This is a genomic window from Parvimonas micra, assembly GCF_021300775.1.
GTDB lineage: Bacteria > Bacillota > Clostridia > Tissierellales > Peptoniphilaceae > Parvimonas.
On record NZ_JAJTJP010000002.1, the window covers coordinates 356,382 to 378,383 of the forward strand.

Genomic DNA, 22,002 nt, shown 5'->3' on the forward strand with positions numbered 1-22,002 from the left:
TGACATTGAAATAAAAATGGTGTAAAATAATTATGAATACAAGTTTTTAAAAATATTTTTTGTATATAAATGATTTTTGTTATTATTAATTTTATTTATTTAAAAATTAAAAACTTGTGATACTAAAAAGAGGTGAATAAAGTGAGTGTGAACACTTTTAAAGGTGGAAAGCATATCCACGACTTTAAAGAGTTGACTAATTCAAAACCTGTTAATTTTGGTTTTGTACCAAAGGTAGTAACGATACCTCTATCACAACACTCAGGAGCACCAGCTACTTGTTTGGTTAGTAAGAATGATTTAGTAAAAGTTGGACAAAAAATTGGAGAAGCCTCAGCTTTTATTTCAGCTAATGTTCATTCAAGTGTTAGTGGTAAGGTTAAGTCTATTGACGAGATTATGACAGCTACTGGAGTTGTGTGTCAAGGAGTAACTATCGAAAATGATGGTTTAGATGAATTAGGATATGAAGAAAAAAATTTAACAATTGACGAAGTAAGCGCGACAGACATAATAGATGCCATTAAAGAAGCCGGAATTGTCGGCCTTGGTGGTGCAGGATTTCCTACTCATGTTAAGTTAACAGCGAGAGAAGGACAAGTTACAGACTACATAATAATAAACTGCGCTGAATGTGAGCCATATTTAACAAGCGACCAACTTATGATGGAATTATATCCAGATAAAGTTGTTATGGGACTTTTACTTGCAATGAAGGCAATGGGTGCTAAAAAAGGTATTTTAGGTATTGAAGATAATAAGCCTCTTGCTATTGATAAGTTAAAAGAAGCCGCTAAGTCTTATCCTGAGGTAACTGTAAGTGTCGTAAAGACAAAATATCCTCAAGGAGATCAAAAGAGACTTATCCAAGCTACAACAGGAATAGTTGTTCCTTCTGGAGCATCAACTTCTGCGGTTGGAATTAGAGTAATAAATGCAAATACTGCTATTGCTATTACTGATGCAGTTCTTCATGGTAAGCCATTATATGAAAAATTGGTTACAATGACTGGACATGCACTTAAAGAACCGCAAAATGTTATGGTTAGAGTAGGATCTAAAGTTTCTGATGTTGTAGAATATATTGGGGGATATGCTAGTGAACCTGGAAAGATTATTTCTGGTGGACCTATGATGGGTGAAACACAATATACTCCAAATGTAGCTACAGCTAAAGCTATGGGTGGATTGCTTTTCATGACTCAAGAAGAGAGCGCCCCTAAAGCTGTAAGTCCTTGTATTAGATGCGGTAGATGCGTTGATATTTGTCCTGTGTACTTACAGCCTTTATATTTACAGCTATATACTTTGAAAAACAAAGTTGAAGAAGCGGAAAAACTACATTTAATGGATTGTATTGAATGTGGTTCTTGCTCATATATTTGTCCGTCAAACAGACCTTTAGTTGAAACTATCAGACTTGGAAAAGCTGAAGTTAGAAAACAAGGTAAAGGAACTAGAGCATAAGGAGGGTACTATGGACGAAAAAGATTTAAAAGTTGAAGTCCCTTCTGAAAATGGAACGGACATTGAGACAAACGAAGTGGTATCTGAAAATGTGGAAGAAGTAAAGGAAGTAGCTGAAGTTAATACTGAAACTGTTGAAACTACTTCTGAAACTGAAGAAACAAAGTCAGAAAGACCAGTAAGAGAAAGAAGAGAAAGAGCTCCTAGAGAGCCGAGAGAAAGATCTGAAAGACCTGTAAGGGAGAGAAGATCAAGAGTTGCATCAGAGGAAGAAACAACAACTTCTGATACAACTGAAACTAAAGAATCAGGTGAAGAAGCAAGCGCTGAAAGACCTGCTAGAGAAAGACGTGAAAGAACTCCTAGGGAACCTAGAGAAAGAGCTGAACGTCCTGCTAGAGAAAGAAGAGAAAGATCAACAGAAGCTAGTACAGATTCTGAAGAAAAACCTGCAAGTGAAAGAAGAGAAAGACCTGCTAGAGGTAGAGGTAGTGAAGAACCTCAAATGAAATTATTTGTTGGCTCATCTCCTCACATAAGAAGTGAAGCAACTGTAAGTACAGTTATGAGAGATGTTGTTATAGCTTTAATACCAACTTTATTAGCTGGAATTTACTTCTTTGGATTAAGAGCTTTATTGGTAACATTGGTATCAGTAGCTTTTGCTGTTGGTTCAGAATATGTTTACGAAAAATTAACTCATAGACCAATTACTATAAATGATTTTTCTGCAGTAATTACTGGTATGCTTTTAGCATTCAACGTTCCTGCTACAATTCCTTATTGGATGATAGCACTTGGAAGTATGTTTGCTATAATCATAGTTAAACAATTATACGGTGGACTTGGAATGAACTTTATGAACCCTGCACTTGCTGCAAGAGCTGCATTATTAGCATCATTCCCAACTGCAATGTCAAATTATGCACCACCTAACTCAGGAATTTCAAATTTAATAAATTCATCAACTTACTCTTCATTGGATGCTGCAACTTTTGCAACTCCTTTATCAAAGGGAACTCAAGTTAATTTCCTTGAAGCATTCATTGGTGTAAGAGGAGGTTGTATCGGTGAGGTTTCAACTATATGCTTATTAATTGGAGCTGCATATTTATTATACAGAGGAGTTATTCAACTTAGAATTCCACTTGTATTTATATCTACAACTGCTGTTGTATTAGCTCTAACAGGAACAGCTATAGCTGATTTACCGGTTCAAGTTTTAATGGGTGGACTTATATTAGGGGCATTCTTCATGGCTACTGATTATGTATCAGCTCCCGTTAATAGAAAAGCTCAAATATTTTTCGCTATGGGTTGTGGTATAATAACTGCACTTATTAGAAACTTTGGTAATTTACCTGAAGGTGTAAGTTATTCAATTCTATTTATGAATATATTTACTCCACTTCTAGAAAAATATTGTGTCCCTAAAGTATTTGGAGAAGGGAGAGTTAAAAAGTAATGAAAGAATCTATTAAATTAACTGTAAGATTGTTTTTAATTACTGCAATTGCAGGTTTCGTTCTTGCATTTGCTAATAGTTTTACTTCTCCTGTAATTAAAGAAAGAGAAAAGACTCAATATGAGGCAGCTTTGAAAGAAGTTTTTGCCGATGCAGATAAGTTTGAAACTCTTGATGAAGCAAAACTTGAAGCAATTAAAACAAAGATAAAAAATATTGAAAAAATAGAAGTTGCGAAGAAATCAGATAAAACTGTTGGTTATGTATTTAAGACTTTAGGAAAAAATGGTTATGGTGGAGATATTTCAATGCTTATGGCTGTAAATACTGAAAATCAAACGATAGTTGGATTTAAAGTTTTAAAACATAGTGAAACACCAGGACTTGGAAGTAGGGTAACAACTGAAGAATACGCAAAAAGCGTTATTGGAAATAAAGTTACTGAACATTTAGTTAAGAATTTACATCCTGATGCAGATAATGATATTCAAGCAATAACAGGAACAACAATTAGTGTTAATGCTGTTCTAAATGGATTGAATGGTGCTATAGACGCATTACAAGAAATTGGAAAGTAGGAGGGTTAATATGAAATTAAAAAAGATTTTCTTTGATGGTATATTTGCTAATAACCCTGTACTTGTTCAACTTGTTGGTATGTGTTCTGTATTAGCCGTAACAACAAGTGTTACAAATGCAATAGGAATGGGTTCTTCAGTAATATTCGTAGTAACATGTTCAAATATTGTAATTTCAAGCTTAAGAAAGTTTATTCCAGATAAAGTAAGAATACCTGCTTATGTAGTAATTATAGCTACATTCGTAACATTAGTTCAAATGTTCTTAGCTGCTTATTTACCTGCACTTTATGATAGTTTAGGACTTTTCATACCACTTATAGTAGTAAACTGTCTAATCTTAGCAAGAGCTGAGTCTTTTGCATCAAAGAATTCAGTTTTCTCATCTATGATTGATGGTATAGGACAAGGTGTTGGATTTACATTTGCATTGATTGTATTATCAAGTGTGCGTGAAATTTTAGGAAATGGAACATGGCTTGGTTTTCCAATCCTTGGAAAAAATTATGTAAGTATAGGTGTTATTACACAAGCTCCAGGAGCGTTTATTATTCTCGGGCTTTTAGTAGCTGGATTTAATATGTTAAGTAAAAGAGTTAGCGCTAAAAAAGAAGGAGGTAACTAATGGGTACTATATTAAAAATTTTAGTTGCATCAATTTTAGTAAATAACTATGTATTAGGACAATTCTTAGGAATTTGTCCATTGATTGGTGTATCAAATAAAGTAGAAACTGCATTTGGTATGGGTATGGCGGTTACTTTCGTAATTACTATTTCAAGCGCAGTAACTTGGATGATCCAAAAGACATTATTAGATACTTTAGGACTTGAATATTTACAAACTATCGTATTTATCCTTGTAATAGCAACTTTGGTACAATTTGTTGAAATGGTTCTTAAGAAAATGAGTCCAAATCTTTATAACGCTTTGGGTGTTTTCCTACCACTTATTACAACAAACTGTGTAGTTTTAGGTGTTGCGATTACAAATATTCAAAAAGAATATAATTTGTTAGAAACAATTTTTAATGGTATGGGTGCTTCTCTTGGATTCTTATTAGCTATCGTATGTTTAGCTTCAATAAGAGAAAAATTAGAAGTAACAGAGGTTCCTAAAAATCTTGAAGGAGTTCCTCTAACATTAATTACAATTGGACTTATGTCTCTAGCATTTTATGGATTTGCGGGATTAGTATAGAGGTGAGATTATGAATGAAATAATGGTACCGGTTTTATTACTTAGTATTTTAGGTATTTTATTTGCATTAATTCTTGCATTTGCATCTAAAGTATTTTTCGTAAAAGTTGATGAAAAAGTTATACAAGTAAGAAATGAATTGCCAGGAGCAAACTGTGGAGCTTGTGGATTCCCAGGTTGTGATGGGCTTGCAAAAGCTATTGCTGAAGGCAGCGCTGGAATAAATTCTTGTCCTGTTGGTGGAGCTGACTTAGTTGGAAGACTTGCTAAACTTATGGGTACTGAAGCTGGTGAAGTTCAAAGAATGGTAGCTTGCGTAATGTGTCAAGGAGATAAAGATTTAGCAAAAGAAAAATACATATATACTGGCATTAGAGATTGTAGAGTAAACAACTCAATGCAAGGCGGAAGTAAGACTTGTGCTTATGGTTGTTTAGGCTGTGGCACTTGTCAAGATGTTTGTGCATTTGATGCAATAGAAATGATAAATGGAATTGCAGTTGTAAATAAAGAAAATTGTACTGCATGTAACAAATGTATTGAAATTTGTCCAAAGAACTTAATTGATTTAGTTCCTTATGAACAAACAGTAATGGTAAAATGTAAGAGTTTTGCTGCAGGAAATGTAGTTAAAAATGCTTGTAAAGTTGGATGTATCGGTTGTAAAATGTGTGCAAGAGTTTATCCAGAAGCATTTGTTATCGAAAATAATTTAGCAGTTCTAAATTACAAACATGGTTTAGATGAAGATTTACTTTTACAAGCTGCGGATAAATGTCCTACAAATGCAATTCATCCGGGATTAGTTAAAAAAATGGCTGAAAAAGTAAATGAAGTAGCATAAATTTAATATTAAAAGAGCAAAGAAATTTGCTCTTTTTTTTGTGGAATTTTATCTTTTTCACAAAAAAACTTGACTTGAAAACATTTCCATATTATAATATCCATAAGGTAATAAATTTATCTATTTTACAATTTGTAAGGGGGAATTAGATATGAAATCATATTCTACAGAAAAGATTAGAAATCTTGCGTTAGTTGGTCACAGTGCTAGTGGTAAAACTTCAGTTTGTGAGGCTTTACTTTATAAAACAGGCAACTTGAAAAGACTAGGTAAGGTTGAGGACGGAAATACCGTAACTGATTTTGATAAAGAAGAAATTTCAAGAGGAGTTTCTATTTCAACTGCTGTTGCACCAGTTGAATGGAGAGACTTTAAGATAAATTTAATTGACACTCCGGGATATTTTGATTTTAGTGGAGAAGTTTATAGTTCTCTTAGAGCATCAGAAGCAGCTCTTGTTGTTATTGATGCACAAAATGGCATTGAAGTTGGGGCTGAAAAAGTCTTAAAATATACTGAAAGTATTGAATTGCCAAGAATTATCTTTGTAAATAAAATGGATAAAGAAAATGTTAACTTTGCAAAAGTAGTTAGTGACTTACACATAGCTTTTGGTAAAAAAGTTATTCCATTTACACTTACGCTTGGAGAAGGAGAAAATTTCAAAGGCGTCATTGACGTTTTAAATAAAAAAGCTTATGAATATGATGGATTTGAAAGAAAAGAAGTAGAAATTCCTGAAATAAGAGTTGAAGAAGTAAACCACGTTTATGATACAATTGTAGAAGTAGTTGCTGAAACTGATGATGAACTTATGGAAAAATTCTTTGATGGTGAAGAATTTAGTCATGAAGAGTTTATGAAGGGTGTAACAAGTGCATTATTAAATGGTTCTGCAGTACCTCTAATTTGTGGTTCAGCTACAACAGGTGCTGGAATTGATATGTTACTTGATATTATCACTGACTATATGCCTGCTCCAAATGATGAAAGAGCAAAAAGAGGCTTTAGAAATGAAGATGATAATGTAAGAAAGATTGATGTAAATGAACCTTTCTCAGCAGTTGTTTTCAAGACTATTGTTGACCCATTTGTTGGAAGAATTTCAATTTTTAAAGTAATGAGTGGAAAAATAACTAAAGATACAGAAATTTTCAATTCAACTAAAGATGAAGGTGATAAGGCTGCTGGACTTTTCTTCTTAAGAGGAAAAACTCAAGTAGAAACATCAGAAATAAATGCAGGGGACATTGGTGCAGTTTCAAAACTAAGTATTACTGAAACAGGAGATACACTTTGTGATAAACAAAATAAAACTCTTTATAAGAAGATTAAGTATCCAAAACCAAATCTATACTTTGCTATTGAACCAAAATCTAAAAATGATGAAGATAAGATATCACAAGCTCTTCACAAATTACATGAAGAAGATCCAAGCTTTGTATCTGAAAGAAATATAGAAACTAAACAACATTTAATAGGTGGACAAGGAAATGTTCAACTTCAAATTGTTTTAGATAAACTTAAAAATGCTTATGGCGTAGAAACAAATATTATTCCTTTAAGAATTGCTTATAGAGAAACTATTAAAGGAAAATCAGATGTTCAAGGAAAACATAAAAAACAATCTGGTGGTGCAGGTCAATATGGAGATGTATTTATGAGATTTGAACCTACTACTGAAGAATTTGAATTCGCTGAAGAAGTATTTGGTGGGGCTGTTCCTAGAAACTACTTTCCAGCAGTAGAAAAAGGTATTAGAGATTGTCTTGAAAAGGGAATTTTAGCAGGATATCCTGTTGTAAATGTAAAAGCTACTCTTTATGACGGTTCATATCACCCAGTTGATTCAAATGAAATGGCATTTAAAATTGCTGCTTCATTAGCATTTAAAAAAGGAATGGAACAAGCACATCCAGTATTGCTTGAACCAATAATGAAGATAGAAGTAAGAATTCCTGAAAGTTACATGGGAGATGTAATGGGAGACTTAAATAAGAGAAGAGGAAAAGTTTTAGGTATGGAAATGCTTGAAGATGGAACTCAACTTGTTATTGGAGAAGCTCCACATTCAGAACTTTTTGAATATGCTATAGATTTAAGATCAATGACTCAAGCAAGAGGAGATTTCACTATGGAATTTGATAGATATGAAGAAGTTCCTGCAAATATAGCTGAAAAGATTATTGAAGAGTCAAAAGTAGAAAAATAGATTTTACAACACCTTACTCATTTAGAGTAGGGTGTTTTTTTATGCATCTAAAATACTTTATTACATTTTTGAAATAATAATTTTTAAAAAAATATTTTAGTTTCATAAAATAGAAATCTATTTGTTTTATATTTAACAAAGATATTTTATAAAATTTTTTACTTAAATTAAAAGAAAAATTTTAAGATATTTGTAGTTTAATATTAGCGAGTATTTATAGTAATATTACTTTATTTTTATACTTTTATAATAGATAAAATTTTAACAATAATAAGAAATTATTAAAAGTGATGTCATAATATGAATAATTGTAAAAAAACAAAATTACACTTTTGCTAATATAAAGTGTAATGTTTTTTTAATATTTATTATATGCTAAAATAATAAAAAAAATCGAGGAGGATTTATATGAACCAAAATATTTTTAAAAAATTTCTAGTTGGTTTGTTAGCATTTAATATTTTTACGACAACAGCATTTTCAGTTCAAGGAAATGAAAGTAAGATTACATATGCTCAAGAAGAACAAAATTTCACTTTTATAATTCAAGACCAAAATGGTCCAATTATGACTAAAGATTTTACATTTGAAGTTGTAAATGAAAAAGGTGAGATTAAAAAAGTACAAACAAAAATGTCAATGTTAAACCTAAACCTTTCAAATGGAAACTATACAGTTAAATTAAAAGATGATGAGTATTCTATGGAAGAAATTAGTTTTACAGTTACTGATGAAGGAATTGATAATTATGAAAGTATTATTAATTTTGTACTAAAAAAGAAAGAAAATGTTGAACCTGAAGAACCTGCATTAGAAGTTCCTGTTACTTTAATGCTTACTACTCAAAAGGAAAATCACAAGGATTTTGTATTGGGTAATTATGAATTTGAAATTTTAGATAAAGAAACAGGAAAACTAGTTACAACTGTAACTTCTGATAAATCAATGTTACAATTAAGCCTTCCTGATGGAACTTATACTGTAAAGCTTAAAGAAAATAAAGATTACACAATGAAAGATGTTAAATTAGATGTGTATGAAGACGAAAATGCGTACACAATTGATGATAAGGATTCTGTTGAATTAGATTTAGTTAAAATTGAAGTTGAACCTGAACCTGAAAAACCTGTTACTCCAGAAGAAAAAGGTTCTAATGAAGTTTTAGTTAGAGTAGTATTTGATGGTAAGCCAAAAGCTAATTTTAAAATTGCATTAATGGAATTTGATCCAATACCAAATATAATTCAACAAGCATCAACAAATGAAAATGGTGAAGTTAAATTTAGTGGATTTAAAAGTAATGTAAAATATCAATTAAGACTTAGAAGTGCTGATAAGACAATGACTTTTGAAACAGAAGTTTTTGAATTCACTACAAATGAAAAAGGTTTGATAACAAAGATTAATGATAAAGAAGTAAATAGCAAGGAAGATGCAGTTGTTGAATTTAAGGGTTCTAATAAGGATTCTAATAAATTTGAAACTTTTCCAGTAGAATTTTATGCAAGATACAAAGATGGAACTCCAGCAAAAGGAGTAGAATTTTCTATTAATAGATTATCTCCAAGATTATCATCATATAGAAAAGTAAAATCTGATGAAAATGGAAAAGTTGTTTTTATGCTTGAAGGTGAAACTCCAAAAGATGGTGCTTTTGGTAGATTGTATAATATTACAATTTCTAAAATGGAAATGTTCAAACATAGATCAGTTCCTTTTGGAATGGACTTTACAGTTGACGATAAGGGAAAAGTTAAAGTTATAAGTGTTGAAAGATCAATTGATGATAAAGTAACTGACACATCAAATCCAGAAGTATTTAATATGACATTCACACTTGAAAAAGATGATAGAACTCAAATTTATGAAGATTTTAAAGCTATATATGAAAAAGCTGTTGAATATTTAAATAATACTAAATTTGAAGATGGTAAAGAAGCAGAAAAAGCTAAAAAAGAGCTTGAAAATGTTATTGATGCTTCAAAGGTTGAATTAGAAGAAACTATTCCAGAATATGCAACTAAGAAGATTGAAGAATTAACAACTGCTATGGAAAATCTTAAAAAGTTTGAATTAAAAAACGAAGAAGTAAAAGACAGCTGGAAATTCATTAATGATAATTGGTATAGATATGATAAAGATGGAAATATGATTAAAGATAGTTGGTTTGAAGAAGATGGAAAATGGTACTATCTTGAATCAAATGGAACAATGTCACAAAACGAATGGGTTTTAATTAATGGAAATTGGTATTATGCAAATGCATTAGGAAGAATTTCACAAAATGAATGGGTTTTAGTAAATGGAAACTGGTATTTTGCAAATGCAAGTGGACGTATTGCTGCTAATGAATGGTTTATGGTAGATGGAAAATGGTATTATGCAGAAGGCGATGGACGTATTGCTCAAAATAAAATACTAAAAATCAAAAATGTAAACTATACATTTGACTCAAACGGAGTATTGTTAAAATAATAAATACTAATTATAAGCTATTAACAAAGTGTCAATGAGAAATCATTGACACTTTTTTCGTTGACATAAAATTTTATATGGGTTATAATTTGTTTTAATTGATTTGAAATTTTATAAAAGAGAGAGGAAAAATGAGAGATATTCAAGTAAATATAAATGATTCTGGACAAAGAATTGATAGATTTTTAAAAAAGTATTTGAATAATGCAAGTACATCTATGATTCAAAAATTCTTAAGAACGAAGAAAATTAAAGTTAATAGAAAAAAAGTTGATTCAAGTTATATTTTAAATGAAAATGATGTTGTAAATATTTTTATTTACGAAGAAGAACTAGAAAAGCTTATTATTTCAAAAGCTAAGAAGTATTCATATTCTAAAAAACTTGATATTGTATATGAAGATGATAATATTATCGTTATGAACAAACCTAAGAATTTATTGTCTCATGCATCTTCTAAGGAAGATTATGGAAATAATTTAGTAGATTTCATGATTGGATATTTACTTGAAAAAGGAGAATATAATCCTAGGGCAGAAAAAACTTTTGTTCCTGCCATAATAAATAGGTTAGATAGAAATACTTCAGGGCTTGTAATTGGTGCTAAAAATTCGAAGGCTTTAAGAGAGTTAAATAGGTTAAAAGAAAGCTCCATTGAAAAATATTATAAGACAATAGTTAGTGGGAAAGTTAAGAAAAATTTTATAATAAATGAAAAACTTGAAAAAGATGAAGAGAAAAATAAGACTACTATTTCAAAAAATGGAAAAGAGTCTATTACAGAAGTTTATGTAGAAAGAAATAATGAAGAATTTAGTATTTTAAAAATTAAGTTAATAACTGGAAGAACTCATCAAATTAGAAGTCATTTAAGTAGTAAGGGATTTTATATTATTGGAGATATTAAATATGGAGATTCTGAAATCAACAAATTTTTTAGAACTAATTTTGATTTAAAGAGTCAATTTTTACATGCAGAAACTATAATATTTAAAAATATTGATGGAGATTTAAGTTATCTTAATAATAAAGAATTCTATGCTCCAATGAATGAAAATTATAAGAAGATAATAGGAAAAATATTTTAATAAAAAGTTAAGTAATTTTTATAGTGGGTATATTCTCTATATAAGAACATTATAGGAGAGTATTATGAACATTATAATTGATGAAAAAGCAAAAAAATTTTTAAACAGTAAAAACAATAATGTTATTACTGTTGATGTTAAAGGTTGTAGTTCCTGAAGCGGTACTGTTTTTAAACCAATGGCTTCATTAGGTAGACCTTTAAATGTAGAAAAATACACATTAGAAAATGTAGATGGAATTGATGTGTATATTATGAATGGAATAAAAGCAGTTAATGATACTGTTACAGTTTCAACTATGAGTTTTCTTTTTATGGAAAATTTAGTAGTTAATGGAATAATTGTTTAAAAGGCTGTTAATTCAGCCTTTTTTGTTAGGAGTGATTTTTATTAAAGTTGTTATAAATGAAAAAGCAAAAAAACTTTTAAAAGAAAATCAAAGAGATATAATTGTTGAACTTAAGGGTTGGAATAACTGAAATTGTTCAACTGAATTAAAACCGTCGGTTTTGATTGGTACACCAAAAAATACTAATGCTTTTGATTTTTTTGAAGTTGAAAAATATAATATTTATGTTAGTAGAATGATTCCAGAAGATGCATTTGTAGAAATATCATCAGCGAATTTTTATGGTTTAGATTATTTAATAGCATATATTAAATAATTTTAATAAACTTATTTTTGAGGTTTAAAAGTATGTGTAATAAAGTTAAAGAATATTGGAAAAAATTTTGTGAGGAAAAGAATATTCCAGAAGATACAAAATACGAAGCATGGAGTTTTGGAAATACTAAAGAAATGGCAAATGAATTAGCAGATTTAGTCAACAAGGGAATTAAAACTGCAACAACTGGAGCTTATGAATTATACGAAGAAGATGAGGAAATTCCAAAAGTGGGTGAATACAATATTATTTTAGATGGTTCAGGAGAACCTATATGTATTACAATCACAAGAGATGTATATATTATAAATTATAATTTAATCTCATCTGATCACGCTTTTCGTGAAGGAGAAGGTGATAGAAGTTATGAGTATTGGAAAAAAGTTCATGATGAATTTTTTATTGAAGAATATAGAAAATCTAACAAAGAGTTTAATGAAGAAGCTCCAATGGTATGTGAAGTATTTGAAAAAGTTAATTAAAGTTAAAATTAAAAAATATAAAATTTTTCATAACAAATATATTTTTTCTGAAATATATAATAAAAACAATTTTAATTCAATACTAAATTAATGTAATTTTAATTATATGATAAATTTTCTACTTGCAAAAAAATGTAAAATATGGTAATATAAGCGTATGAGTAGCAATAGAATTATTATTAGGAGGAAATTTTATGTGCGGAATTGTTGGATATATAGGTAGTTCAAATGCTATTGATATTATTTTAAAGGGACTTGAAACTCTAGAATATAGAGGATATGATTCTTCAGGAATTGCATTCTTAGAGAATGATAAAATTGATGTTGTAAAGACACTTGGAAGAATTAGTAATTTAAGAGAAAAATTAGAAAATGAATATAAAAATAAAACTTCAAATATAGGTGTAGGACATACAAGATGGGCAACTCATGGTGTTCCATCTGATGAAAACTCTCATCCTCATTTGAGTATGAATTCAAAGTTTGCAGTAGTTCATAATGGAATAATAGAAAATTATTTACATTTAAAGGAAGAATTATTGAACAAGAATTTTGTATTTAAGTCTGAAACTGACACAGAAGTAATTCCACAATTATTGGAAGATTTAGATGATGGTGATTTTTTAAGTACTGTTTTTAAAATGAGAGCAAAAGTTAAAGGAAGTTATGCTTTTGGTATTTTAAGACAAGATACTAATGAACTTATTGGAACTAGAAAAGAAAGTCCTTTAATTGTTGGTATTGGAAAAGATGGATTCTATATTGCATCTGATGTAATTGCAGTTTTAGAATACACAAGAGAAGTTATTTATCTAGAAAATGGTGATTTAATTCATTTTAAAGATGGAAAATATACTATTTACGATGTAAATAACAATTTAGTAAATAGAGAAATTACACATATTGATTGGTCTGTTGAAGCAGCTACTAAAGACGGATATGATCATTTTATGTTAAAAGAAATATATGAACAACCAAAAGTTATAGAAACAACTTTCCTAAGAAGATTAAATGAAAAAGATGAATTAATTTTAGATGGAATGGAAAGTTTATTAGAAGGAAATTTAAGTAAATTTAATAAATGTTATATTGTTGCTTGTGGAACAGCTTATCATTCAGGACTTGTAAGTAAAGAAATTTTAGAAAAAGCTTTAAGATTTCCTGTAATAGTTGATGTTGCTTCTGAATTTAGATATTCAGAAAGAATGATAGATGATAAAACTTTAGTTATTATCATTAGTCAATCTGGAGAAACAGCAGATACTTTAGCCGCTCTTAGAGAAGCAAAAACAAAAGGTGCAACAATTTTAAGTGTTACTAATGTTGTAGGTTCTTCAATTGCTAGAGAATCTGACAATGTATTTTATACATGGGCAGGCCCAGAAATAGCGGTTGCAAGTACAAAAGGTTATACAACACAAGTTACAGCGCTTTATATGATTGCTTTAAAATTTGGCGAAATTTTAGGAACAATCTGTTCAGATGAAATTAAGAAGATTATAGCTGGTTTTAAAGAATTACCAAGTAAGATAGAACTTTTATTGAAAGACACAGAAGTTTATAAGAGAATTGCGTTAGAATTAAAGGATAAGACTACTTGTTTCTATTTAGGAAGAGGTCTTGACTATTATACTGCTATGGAAAGTGCATTGAAATTAAAAGAAATTTCATATATCTATACTGAAAGCTTTGCAGCTGGAGAATTAAAGCATGGAACAATTGCTTTAATTGAAGACGGAACACCAGTTTTTGTAATTGCTACTCAAGAAAGATTATATGAAAAAATTATTTCAAATGTAAAAGAAGTAAAAGCCAGAGGAGCAAGAGTTTATGAAATAACTCAATTAGATAATAATCTTGACGTTTCCGATGAAAGAATATTAATTCCTGGTACTATAGAAATTTTAATGCCTATAATTTCGGTTGTTGCAAGTCAACTTATCGCTTATTACGCATCATTGTCAAAGGGTAATGATGTTGATAAGCCAAGAAATTTAGCAAAATCCGTTACGGTTGAATAGAATTAAAAGGGACTAGGTTAGTCCCTTTTTTAGATTATAAAATTAGGAGAATAATATGTATAAATTAATAGCGCTTGATATGGATGGGACTACTTTTAACGAGGAACATGAAATATCAAACGAGGTTAAAGATAGTCTCTTTTATGCTATTAGTAAAGGTGTTAAAATAGCATTTATTTCAGGTAGAGAGGAATTTACTGTTAAGGAGATTTTAAAAAAATTAGAGCTTGATACTTATTATGGAGCATTAAATGGAAGTCTTATTTCCACAACGTATAGTGAAGTTCCAAAATTTGTAAAAAGTTTAGAAAAAAAGTATATTTTTGATATTTTAGATATAGTTGAAAGCAATGGTTTTTCACCAATAGTGTTTTTAGAGGATCTTATATTTACAAAAGATTCTAATGATGAATATGTTGAAATTATTTCAAAATTTATTAGTCCTAAGATTCTTAGAGTGAAAGATATTAAAGAGTATATAAAAAATAACAATTTAGAAGAAAAAGTTTTAAAAATTGGAATTTGTCATGAGTATGAAGTGTTAAGAGGATTAGAAGAAAAGTTTACTGATACAATAAAAAGTGAATATACAATTTCTTTCTCACTTCCTTTTTTTGTAGAACTAATGGCAAAAGATACTGATAAAGGTTCATGTTTAAATGAAATATGCAGATTAAATAATATAGATTTATCAGAAACTATCGCAATAGGTGATGGAGAGAATGATATACCAATGCTTAACATTTGTGGTCTTTCTGTTGCTATGGGAAATGCTATGGAAAATGTTAAGAAAAATGTTGACTATATAACAGATACTAACAAAAATGATGGAGTTGCAAAGGCTATAAGAAAATTTGTTTAGAGGGAAGTTATGAAAAAGTATTATGTTGAAAAAATAGAAAATGTTGAAATTTTCGTAAATGAAGTTATATTAAATGCTGTGAGTAACAATGCTTCAGATATACATTTTGAACCGAGGGAAGACAATTTTTATATAAGATATAGAATTGATGGAGAACTTATAGACATTTATAAGATTGAGAATACTAATGCTCCTATTATTATTTCTCGTATTAAAATTATATCAAAAATGGATATTACAATTAAGAGAATGCCACAAGATGGGAGATTAGATTTTGATTTTAATGGAAATTTAGTAGATATTAGAGTTGCTTCTGTTCCTGTAATTTTAGGCGAAAAAATTGTAATGAGAATTTTAAATGCCGGAAATTTTAGAATAGACATTGATAATCTTGGACTTTATGAAGATGAAAGAAAATTGGTTGAAAATATAATAAAAAGTCCAAATGGAGTATTAATTATAAGTGGACCAACAGGAAGCGGAAAATCATCTACATTATATTCATTTGTAAAAAAATTGCAAAATGAAAATATCAACATAATTACTTTAGAAGATCCAGTAGAAGTAAGAATTAGTGGAATTAATCAAATAAATATAAACTCAGCTTTGGGACTTGATTTTGCAACAGGACTTAGAGCTATGTTAAGACAAGACTTTGAAGTTGGTTTAGTTGGAGAAATGAGAGATAGAGAAACTGCAAATATCGCTTTAAGAGCAGGAATAACAGGACATCTAATCTTTACAACTTTGCATACAGCAGATACAGTTTCTGCTATTATAAGACTCTTAAATTTAGGGATAGAAAATTATGTTATTTCTTCGGGAGTAATAGCAATTTTATCTCAAAGACTTGTTAGAAGGCTTTGTCCTAAATGTAAGACAAAAAGAGAATTAACTATTTTCGAAAAGGAAATATATAAAAAGAATAATCTTAATATACCTGAGTTTGTCTATGAAAAATGTGGTTGTGAACATTGTAACGGAGGATATATAGGTAGAACTTTAATTTTAGAATCTTTAATCTTAGATGATGAAATAAAAGAGATAATAAATGAAAATTGCAACAGTGTAAGACTTTATGAATACTTTAGAAAAAATGGAAATGAAAGTTTATATAAAAATGGTCTTAGAAAAATTGCAGATGGAATAACAAGTTTTGAAGAGGTTAATAAGATTTTGTTTTCATTAGGAGAATTTGAAAATGAGCTTTAAAGAAAAGTTTTTTAATATTTTAAATATGGAAATAGGAAATAAGCTTAATCTATTAGATTTAAGTATTTCTTTAAAAGAAGCAGGACTTTTATTAAAATCAAATATTAATACTGCAGAAACAATTAATTTGCTTTCAAAAACTTCTCCAAATAAGAATTTAAAGAAGATTTTTTCTGAAGTTTACGAAAATTTGTTGCAAGGAAATGATTTATATAACTCATTTTTGAAAATTAATAAATTTGATAATTTATTTTTAGCTTTAATAAAATCAGGAGAAAGTTCAGAACGACTTGCAGAAGTGTTTTTATACCTTTCATCTTATTACGAAAAAAAATATAAACTTAAACAAAAATTAATTAGTATATTAACATATCCTATTATTTTATTATCTGTTACAATTGTAGTTTTAATTTTTCTTTTAAACAATGTAATACCTGTATTTTTAGATATTTTTGAAGATAGTAATATTGAATTACCATTGATTACGAAGTGGTTAATTTCTAGTATGAATTTTATAGAAAATAATTATCTTTATGTAATCTTAGGTGTTTTAATTATATATGTTTTTTTAAAAATAATTTTTAAAAAGTATAAAGTAAGAAGATTTTATGGAAAGTTACTTTTTAAAATTCCTTATATAAAAACACATTATCAAAATTATATAACTTCTATAATCGCAAAGAATTTTACTATTTTATTAAATGGAAATATCAGTATAGTAGATAGTTTAGAGATAATAAAAAATTCTACTGGAAATGTATTTATACAAGAACATTTAGCAAATGCGATTACAGAAATAAAAGGTGGAAAATTAATTTCAAAATCTTTGGAGAATAATATTATTTTTAATTCTGCTTTTATCAATATGATTGCAATAGGTGAGAGCAGTGAAAATTTAGTTGAAATACTAGAGAGTGCAACAGAATACTATGATTCCAAGATAAATTATTCTGTTGATAAGATATTACAATATCTGCAACCAGTAATAATTATAATTATAGCTGCATTCGTAGCTTTTATAGTATTTGCAATAGCAATTCCAATATTTGATTTATCAAATGGAATAAGTATAGAATAATTGTTTTAATGGAGGTAATATATGAGAGCATTACTTGTAATTGATTTACAAAAAGGGATAATAAGTCAAAGAGATTGTGGTGATGAAATAGATAAAATTAGGTGGTTGATTGAGGATTTTAAATGTAAAAATATGCCAATTATTTTTACAAAACATCTTGACGAAAGTGTTGAAAGCCCTTTATATAAAAATTGTGAAGGTGTTGAAATAATATATAATTTGGATACAAATGCAAAATATATAGTTGAGAAAAGTATGCCAGACTCATTTTTTAATACTAATCTTGAAAAAATTTTAAAAAATGAAGGCATCACGGAATTGGTTATTTGTGGCTTTAATACTGAATATTGCTGTTTGTTTACGTCTATAGTTGCTGCTGATAAAAATTTTAAGGTCTATTTTATAGAAGATGCAACTGGAACGGTTTGTGATGAAAATACTTATGAAATGCCTGGATTGGATATTCAAGATTTTATAGGGTCAATACTAAACTGGTCAAACATGGTAAATGTTTTGTATTTAGATGAATATAAAGAAGAATTTATTTAATCATAACCACCAGCTCATCTGGTGGTTATGATTTACTTTTTCAAGTGAATTTTGCTTAAGCAAAAAATAAGAAGACAACACATTATCAAAATTATATAACTTCTATAATCGCAAAGAATTTTACTATTTTATTAAATGGAAATATCAGTATAGTAGATAGTTTAGAGATAATAAAAAACTCTACATCTATAACCGGTAATAATTATAATTATAGCTTCATTTGTAGCTTTTATAGTATTTGCAATAGCAATTCCAATATTTGATTTATCAAACGGAATAAGTATTTAATAGTATATAGCAAAATAAAGAGTCCGTATTATACGGACTTCTTCTATTTTATATTTATATTCAATTCTAATCCAGGAACTGTTTTTTCTATTTCTTCAATGTAAAGGTCAGGTAATTTTAACCTAATATCTGTTACATCTTCAATATTTGATTTTTCAACAATAAATACTAAGTCTCTTTCTACTATTGCTCCACTTAAAATTTTATAAGTATCAGTTTCATCGGAAAAATATTTATCAGCATTTAACTGTTCTTTTGTGTTTAATAGAGATATTGCTAGTGAAGAAGCGTATTCATAATCATATTTGCTTAAATTTTCTATTTCTAGTGGTAATGAAATGAAAGTATATTCTGTATTTAATTTAAGTTTGTTATCACCATTAAATTCATTAATTTCTTTAAGTGTTTGTTCGTTTGTAATTTTAAATTTACCAGTAACAATTTTAAAACATCTTACAAATATATCTTCATTTTCAGACTCTATTGATATATTCTTTCTATAATCTCTTCCTATAAAAATACCTGAATCTTCGAATTCCTTAAAATCTTTATCAGGTTCTTCGCTTTCAGCATCATCATCTTCATCTAATTCAGGTAATTCTTCTTTTTTAATTTCTTCTTGTTTATTTGTAGTTGTTTCAGTTGTCTTTTCAGTCTTAGATTTAAGATCCTCTTTTTTATCTGAACAACTTACTAATAATAGACTTGCTATTAATAAGGCTAAAAATTTCTTTTTCATAAAAACTCCTATAGATACAAAATTAGTGTATTTAATATATTTAAATATATTAAATACTATTATAAACTATTATATAAATTTTTCAATAGTAGAGTAAAAATATAACATCTATTTTTGTATTTTAACTCTTATCTTTAATGATAATCATTCTTTTTAATAATAAATATCGATAAGAAAAATATAATATTTTAGTTGATACTAAATTTAATAATCTTTTTTTCTATTTAAGTGCTTTAGTTCTTCACATTTCATACAATATATGATACAATATAATGGAGAAAGTTTTGGAGGAAATGAGTTGAGTAGAGAAAAGATATATGTGAAAAACCATTATAGATATGACGCAATTTTCATATTTTCTATTTTGGCAATGTCTATCGGGTTGCTTTTTGACAGTCCTAAAGAAATTTTTGATGGATATATTAATATTTTAACATCTCCAAGTCATTTGTTGACTGACTATATGGCAGTTGGTGGAATTGGAGCAACATTTTTTAATGCTGGTTTACTAATGTTACTTGCATCTTTTGTGTTGTGGAAAAGACATCAATTGTTAACAGGTCCTATTATAGCGGCACTTTTTACACTATTTGGTTTTTCTCTTTTTGGGAAAAATTTATTTAATACAATACCAATAACATTTGGTGTTTATCTTTATGCTAAGATTGAAGGATTAAAATTCAATACACTTACTATGAACAGTCTGTTTGGTACAGCACTTGGACCTGTTGTTAGTTATATATGTTTTGGAATAGGACTTCCTTTTACCGAGGGATTTATTATTTCTTATGCAGTCGGGATTTTTATAGGAATGCTTATTCCGGCATTATCTTCATCGTTTCTACGTTTCCATCAAGGGTATAGTCTATACAACATTGGTTTTACATGTGGAGTTATTGGACTGTTTATCCAAGGCGTTTTTAAATCTTTTTCTTTAGAAGTTACGAATGTTAAGATTATAAGTGATGGAAATATTAAAATTGCAATTATAATGTATATATTTTTCTTTATTGTTTTCGGCTTAGGATTTTATCTAAATGGCTTTAGTTTTAAAAATTTAGGAAGTTTATTGAAAAATAGTGGTAGGGCACCATCAGATTTTGGGAATATTTATGGTAGAGGTGTTAGTATGATAAATATGTCTGCCCTAGGAATTTTATATACTAGCTATGTTATAATAATGAAACAGCCTTTAAATGGACCAGTTCTTGGTGGAATTTTTACTATTTTCGGTTTTGGAATTTTTGGTAAGCATTTAAAGAATGTATTTCCTATTTTAGTAGGAACATTGATTGCATACTTTTTAAATATTTACGATCCAAAAAGTATTTCTGCTACAGTTACGATTTTATTTGCAACAAACTTAGCTCCTGTTGCAGGAGAGTATGGTTTCATTGCAGGAATATTTGCAGGATTTTGCCATGTGTCCATCGTTTCAAGTGTTGGACTTTTACATGGAGGATTAAATCTTTATAACAATGGATTTTCAGGTGGCTTTGTTGCTGCAACATTAGTACCAATTTTTGAATCAATCAGAAATTCAAGATTTTTTGATAAAAATGAGGAGGAATAATTTTGAATACTATTAAAAGTGAAGAAAATAGCGCAAAATTGATAGTTAGTGGACTTGTGCATTATTATTTTAGTAAAAGAGTTCAAGATTTAAAAATAGATTTTAAAATAGAAAAAAATTCCTTAAGGGTTATAGCTGAAGGGAATGTTAAAATAAAGCCAAAAGATTTAGAGGAATTAAATAGAATTTCAAATTCTGTAAGACTTCCAGAATTTGAAAATTACTATGATACTTTGATTGGATTTGGAAGTAATGCTAGTGATGTTTCAAACATAGATGCATTAGGCTCTATGGTTGATGAAGCAATAGTTTCTTACTCTGAAGATGGTCTTTTGACTATATTTTTAGTTAGAAATTTCTAAGCCTTTGATATTTAGAGAATTGTACATATTAGTTTATTGTAGTTGTTCAATGGGTATTACTACAATTATGCTAAATAAAACTACTATAAGGAGTAACATATATGAAAATATTAGAGGTTAAAGATCTTCATGTTAATGTTGGAGATAAAGAAATTTTAAAAGGTATTAATTTGGATATCTTTGAAGGAAAAGTTCATGTTATCATGGGGCCTAACGGAGCAGGAAAATCTACGCTAACTAATTCTATTATGGCACATCCTAAATATGAAGTAACAAGTGGAGATATACTTTTTAAGGGTGAAAATATTAATGAATTAAGAGCTGATGAAAGAGCTAAACTTGGATTATTTATGTCTTTCCAAAATCCAGAAGAAGTAGCGGGAGTTACTGTTTCTAATTTTATTAGAGCTTCTAGAATGTCAATAACAGGAGAAAAAGAAAGTGTTGTTGAATTCCAAAGAGAGCTTGAAGAAAAAATGGAAAGTTTAACTATGGATAAATCTTATTCACAAAGATACCTAAATGTTGGTTTTTCTGGTGGAGAAAAGAAAAAGGCAGAAATTTTACAAATGGTTATGTTAAATCCATCACTAGTAATGTTGGATGAAACGGACTCAGGACTTGATATTGATGCTGTTAGAATAGTTTCTGAAAATGTTGAAAAGTTTAGAAATGAAAATAAGTCAATTTTAATTATTACTCATCACAGAGCTATTTTATCAAGAATTAAGCCAGATTATGTTCATGTTTTATATAATGGTAAAATTGTTAAAACATCAGATGCTTCTTTAATAGACAAGATTGAAAAAGAAGGTTATTCTTGGGTTGAACAAGAGGTGTAA

21 protein-coding genes are annotated in these 22,002 nt (G+C 28.6%); 20 read left to right on the top strand and 1 reads right to left on the bottom strand.

The features are described 5' to 3' along the window. The first annotated feature begins 141 nt into the window (after positions 1-141). From rsxC to LW893_RS05080, 17 genes are all read left to right on the top strand, one after another. On the top strand, positions 142-1,467 hold the full coding sequence (gene rsxC / locus LW893_RS05000) for an electron transport complex subunit RsxC (RefSeq protein ID WP_332908907.1): 1,326 nt from the start codon (positions 142-144) through the stop codon (positions 1,465-1,467). A gap of 10 nt (positions 1,468-1,477) precedes the next feature. Then, a complete protein-coding gene (locus LW893_RS05005) occupies positions 1,478-2,932 on the top strand; it encodes an RnfABCDGE type electron transport complex subunit D (RefSeq protein ID WP_332908908.1) in 1,455 nt (484 codons plus the stop codon). Beyond that, complete coding sequence (locus LW893_RS05010; RefSeq protein WP_233056160.1) at positions 2,932-3,510, top strand: RnfABCDGE type electron transport complex subunit G; 579 nt, start codon at positions 2,932-2,934, stop codon at positions 3,508-3,510. The genes LW893_RS05005 and LW893_RS05010 overlap by 1 nt, the downstream gene beginning before the upstream one ends. A 10-nt stretch (positions 3,511-3,520) precedes the next feature. After that, complete coding sequence (gene rsxE / locus LW893_RS05015) at positions 3,521-4,135, top strand: electron transport complex subunit RsxE (RefSeq protein WP_233056162.1); 615 nt, start codon at positions 3,521-3,523, stop codon at positions 4,133-4,135. After that, positions 4,135-4,710, top strand: coding sequence for an electron transport complex subunit RsxA (gene rsxA, locus LW893_RS05020; protein WP_233056164.1), 576 nt, complete (start codon positions 4,135-4,137; stop codon positions 4,708-4,710). Before rsxE ends, rsxA begins: the two co-directional genes overlap by 1 nt. A gap of 10 nt (positions 4,711-4,720) precedes the next feature. Further along, positions 4,721-5,554, top strand: coding sequence for an RnfABCDGE type electron transport complex subunit B (locus tag LW893_RS05025; RefSeq protein ID WP_233056166.1), 834 nt, complete (start codon positions 4,721-4,723; stop codon positions 5,552-5,554). Positions 5,555-5,705: 151 nt separating this feature from the next. After that, complete coding sequence (fusA, locus tag LW893_RS05030) at positions 5,706-7,766, top strand: elongation factor G (RefSeq protein ID WP_233056168.1); 2,061 nt, start codon at positions 5,706-5,708, stop codon at positions 7,764-7,766. 408 nt (positions 7,767-8,174) lie between these two features. After that, positions 8,175-10,241, top strand: a complete 2,067-nt coding sequence (locus LW893_RS05035; RefSeq protein ID WP_233056170.1) for a hypothetical protein — start codon at positions 8,175-8,177, stop codon at positions 10,239-10,241. 131 nt (positions 10,242-10,372) lie between these two features. Next, a complete protein-coding gene (locus tag LW893_RS05040) occupies positions 10,373-11,329 on the top strand; it encodes an RluA family pseudouridine synthase (RefSeq protein ID WP_233056172.1) in 957 nt (318 codons plus the stop codon). Between the two features lie 64 nt (positions 11,330-11,393). Continuing rightward, positions 11,394-11,678 carry a CC/Se motif family (seleno)protein gene (locus tag LW893_RS07140; RefSeq protein ID WP_269836903.1) on the top strand — a complete coding sequence of 95 codons (285 nt, stop codon included), beginning with the start codon at positions 11,394-11,396 and terminating at the stop codon, positions 11,676-11,678. Between the two features lie 160 nt (positions 11,679-11,838). After that, positions 11,839-11,994, top strand: coding sequence for a hypothetical protein (locus LW893_RS05050; RefSeq protein WP_233056175.1), 156 nt, complete (start codon positions 11,839-11,841; stop codon positions 11,992-11,994). Positions 11,995-12,026: 32 nt separating this feature from the next. Further along, complete coding sequence (locus LW893_RS05055) at positions 12,027-12,476, top strand: ASCH domain-containing protein (RefSeq protein ID WP_233056177.1); 450 nt, start codon at positions 12,027-12,029, stop codon at positions 12,474-12,476. A 194-nt stretch (positions 12,477-12,670) separates the two neighbouring features. Beyond that, positions 12,671-14,497, top strand: coding sequence for a glutamine--fructose-6-phosphate transaminase (isomerizing) (gene glmS / locus LW893_RS05060; protein WP_233056179.1), 1,827 nt, complete (start codon positions 12,671-12,673; stop codon positions 14,495-14,497). 55 nt (positions 14,498-14,552) lie between these two features. Next, the gene (locus LW893_RS05065) at positions 14,553-15,359 is read left to right on the top strand and encodes an HAD family hydrolase (protein ID WP_233056180.1); all 807 of its coding nucleotides are present in this window, start codon (positions 14,553-14,555) and stop codon (positions 15,357-15,359) included. Positions 15,360-15,368: 9 nt separating this feature from the next. Continuing rightward, positions 15,369-16,571, top strand: coding sequence for a GspE/PulE family protein (locus tag LW893_RS05070; protein ID WP_233056182.1), 1,203 nt, complete (start codon positions 15,369-15,371; stop codon positions 16,569-16,571). Further along, positions 16,561-17,649, top strand: coding sequence for a type II secretion system F family protein (locus tag LW893_RS05075; protein ID WP_233056184.1), 1,089 nt, complete (start codon positions 16,561-16,563; stop codon positions 17,647-17,649). The genes LW893_RS05070 and LW893_RS05075 overlap by 11 nt, the downstream gene beginning before the upstream one ends. Positions 17,650-17,670: 21 nt before the next feature. Next, complete coding sequence (locus LW893_RS05080) at positions 17,671-18,198, top strand: isochorismatase family protein (RefSeq protein ID WP_233056186.1); 528 nt, start codon at positions 17,671-17,673, stop codon at positions 18,196-18,198. Positions 18,199-18,529: 331 nt separating this feature from the next. Here the strand turns inward: LW893_RS05080 and LW893_RS05085 are convergent, their stop codons facing one another. Further along, positions 18,530-19,225 carry a hypothetical protein gene (locus tag LW893_RS05085; protein ID WP_233056188.1) on the bottom strand — a complete coding sequence of 232 codons (696 nt, stop codon included), beginning with the start codon at positions 19,223-19,225 and terminating at the stop codon, positions 18,530-18,532. 298 nt (positions 19,226-19,523) lie between these two features. Here LW893_RS05085 and LW893_RS05090 point away from each other — a divergent pair, with 298 nt between their 5' ends. The 3 genes from LW893_RS05090 to sufC all read left to right on the top strand — a co-directional run bounded on the left by LW893_RS05090 (position 19,524) and on the right by sufC (position 22,002). Then, entirely contained in the window at positions 19,524-20,798 is a 1,275-nt protein-coding gene (locus LW893_RS05090; protein WP_233056189.1) for a DUF1576 domain-containing protein, read from the top strand. A gap of 2 nt (positions 20,799-20,800) precedes the next feature. Further along, the gene (locus tag LW893_RS05095; RefSeq protein ID WP_233056191.1) at positions 20,801-21,160 is read left to right on the top strand and encodes a hypothetical protein; all 360 of its coding nucleotides are present in this window, start codon (positions 20,801-20,803) and stop codon (positions 21,158-21,160) included. A 101-nt stretch (positions 21,161-21,261) separates the two neighbouring features. Next, positions 21,262-22,002 carry a Fe-S cluster assembly ATPase SufC gene (sufC, locus tag LW893_RS05100; RefSeq protein ID WP_233056193.1) on the top strand — a complete coding sequence of 247 codons (741 nt, stop codon included), beginning with the start codon at positions 21,262-21,264 and terminating at the stop codon, positions 22,000-22,002.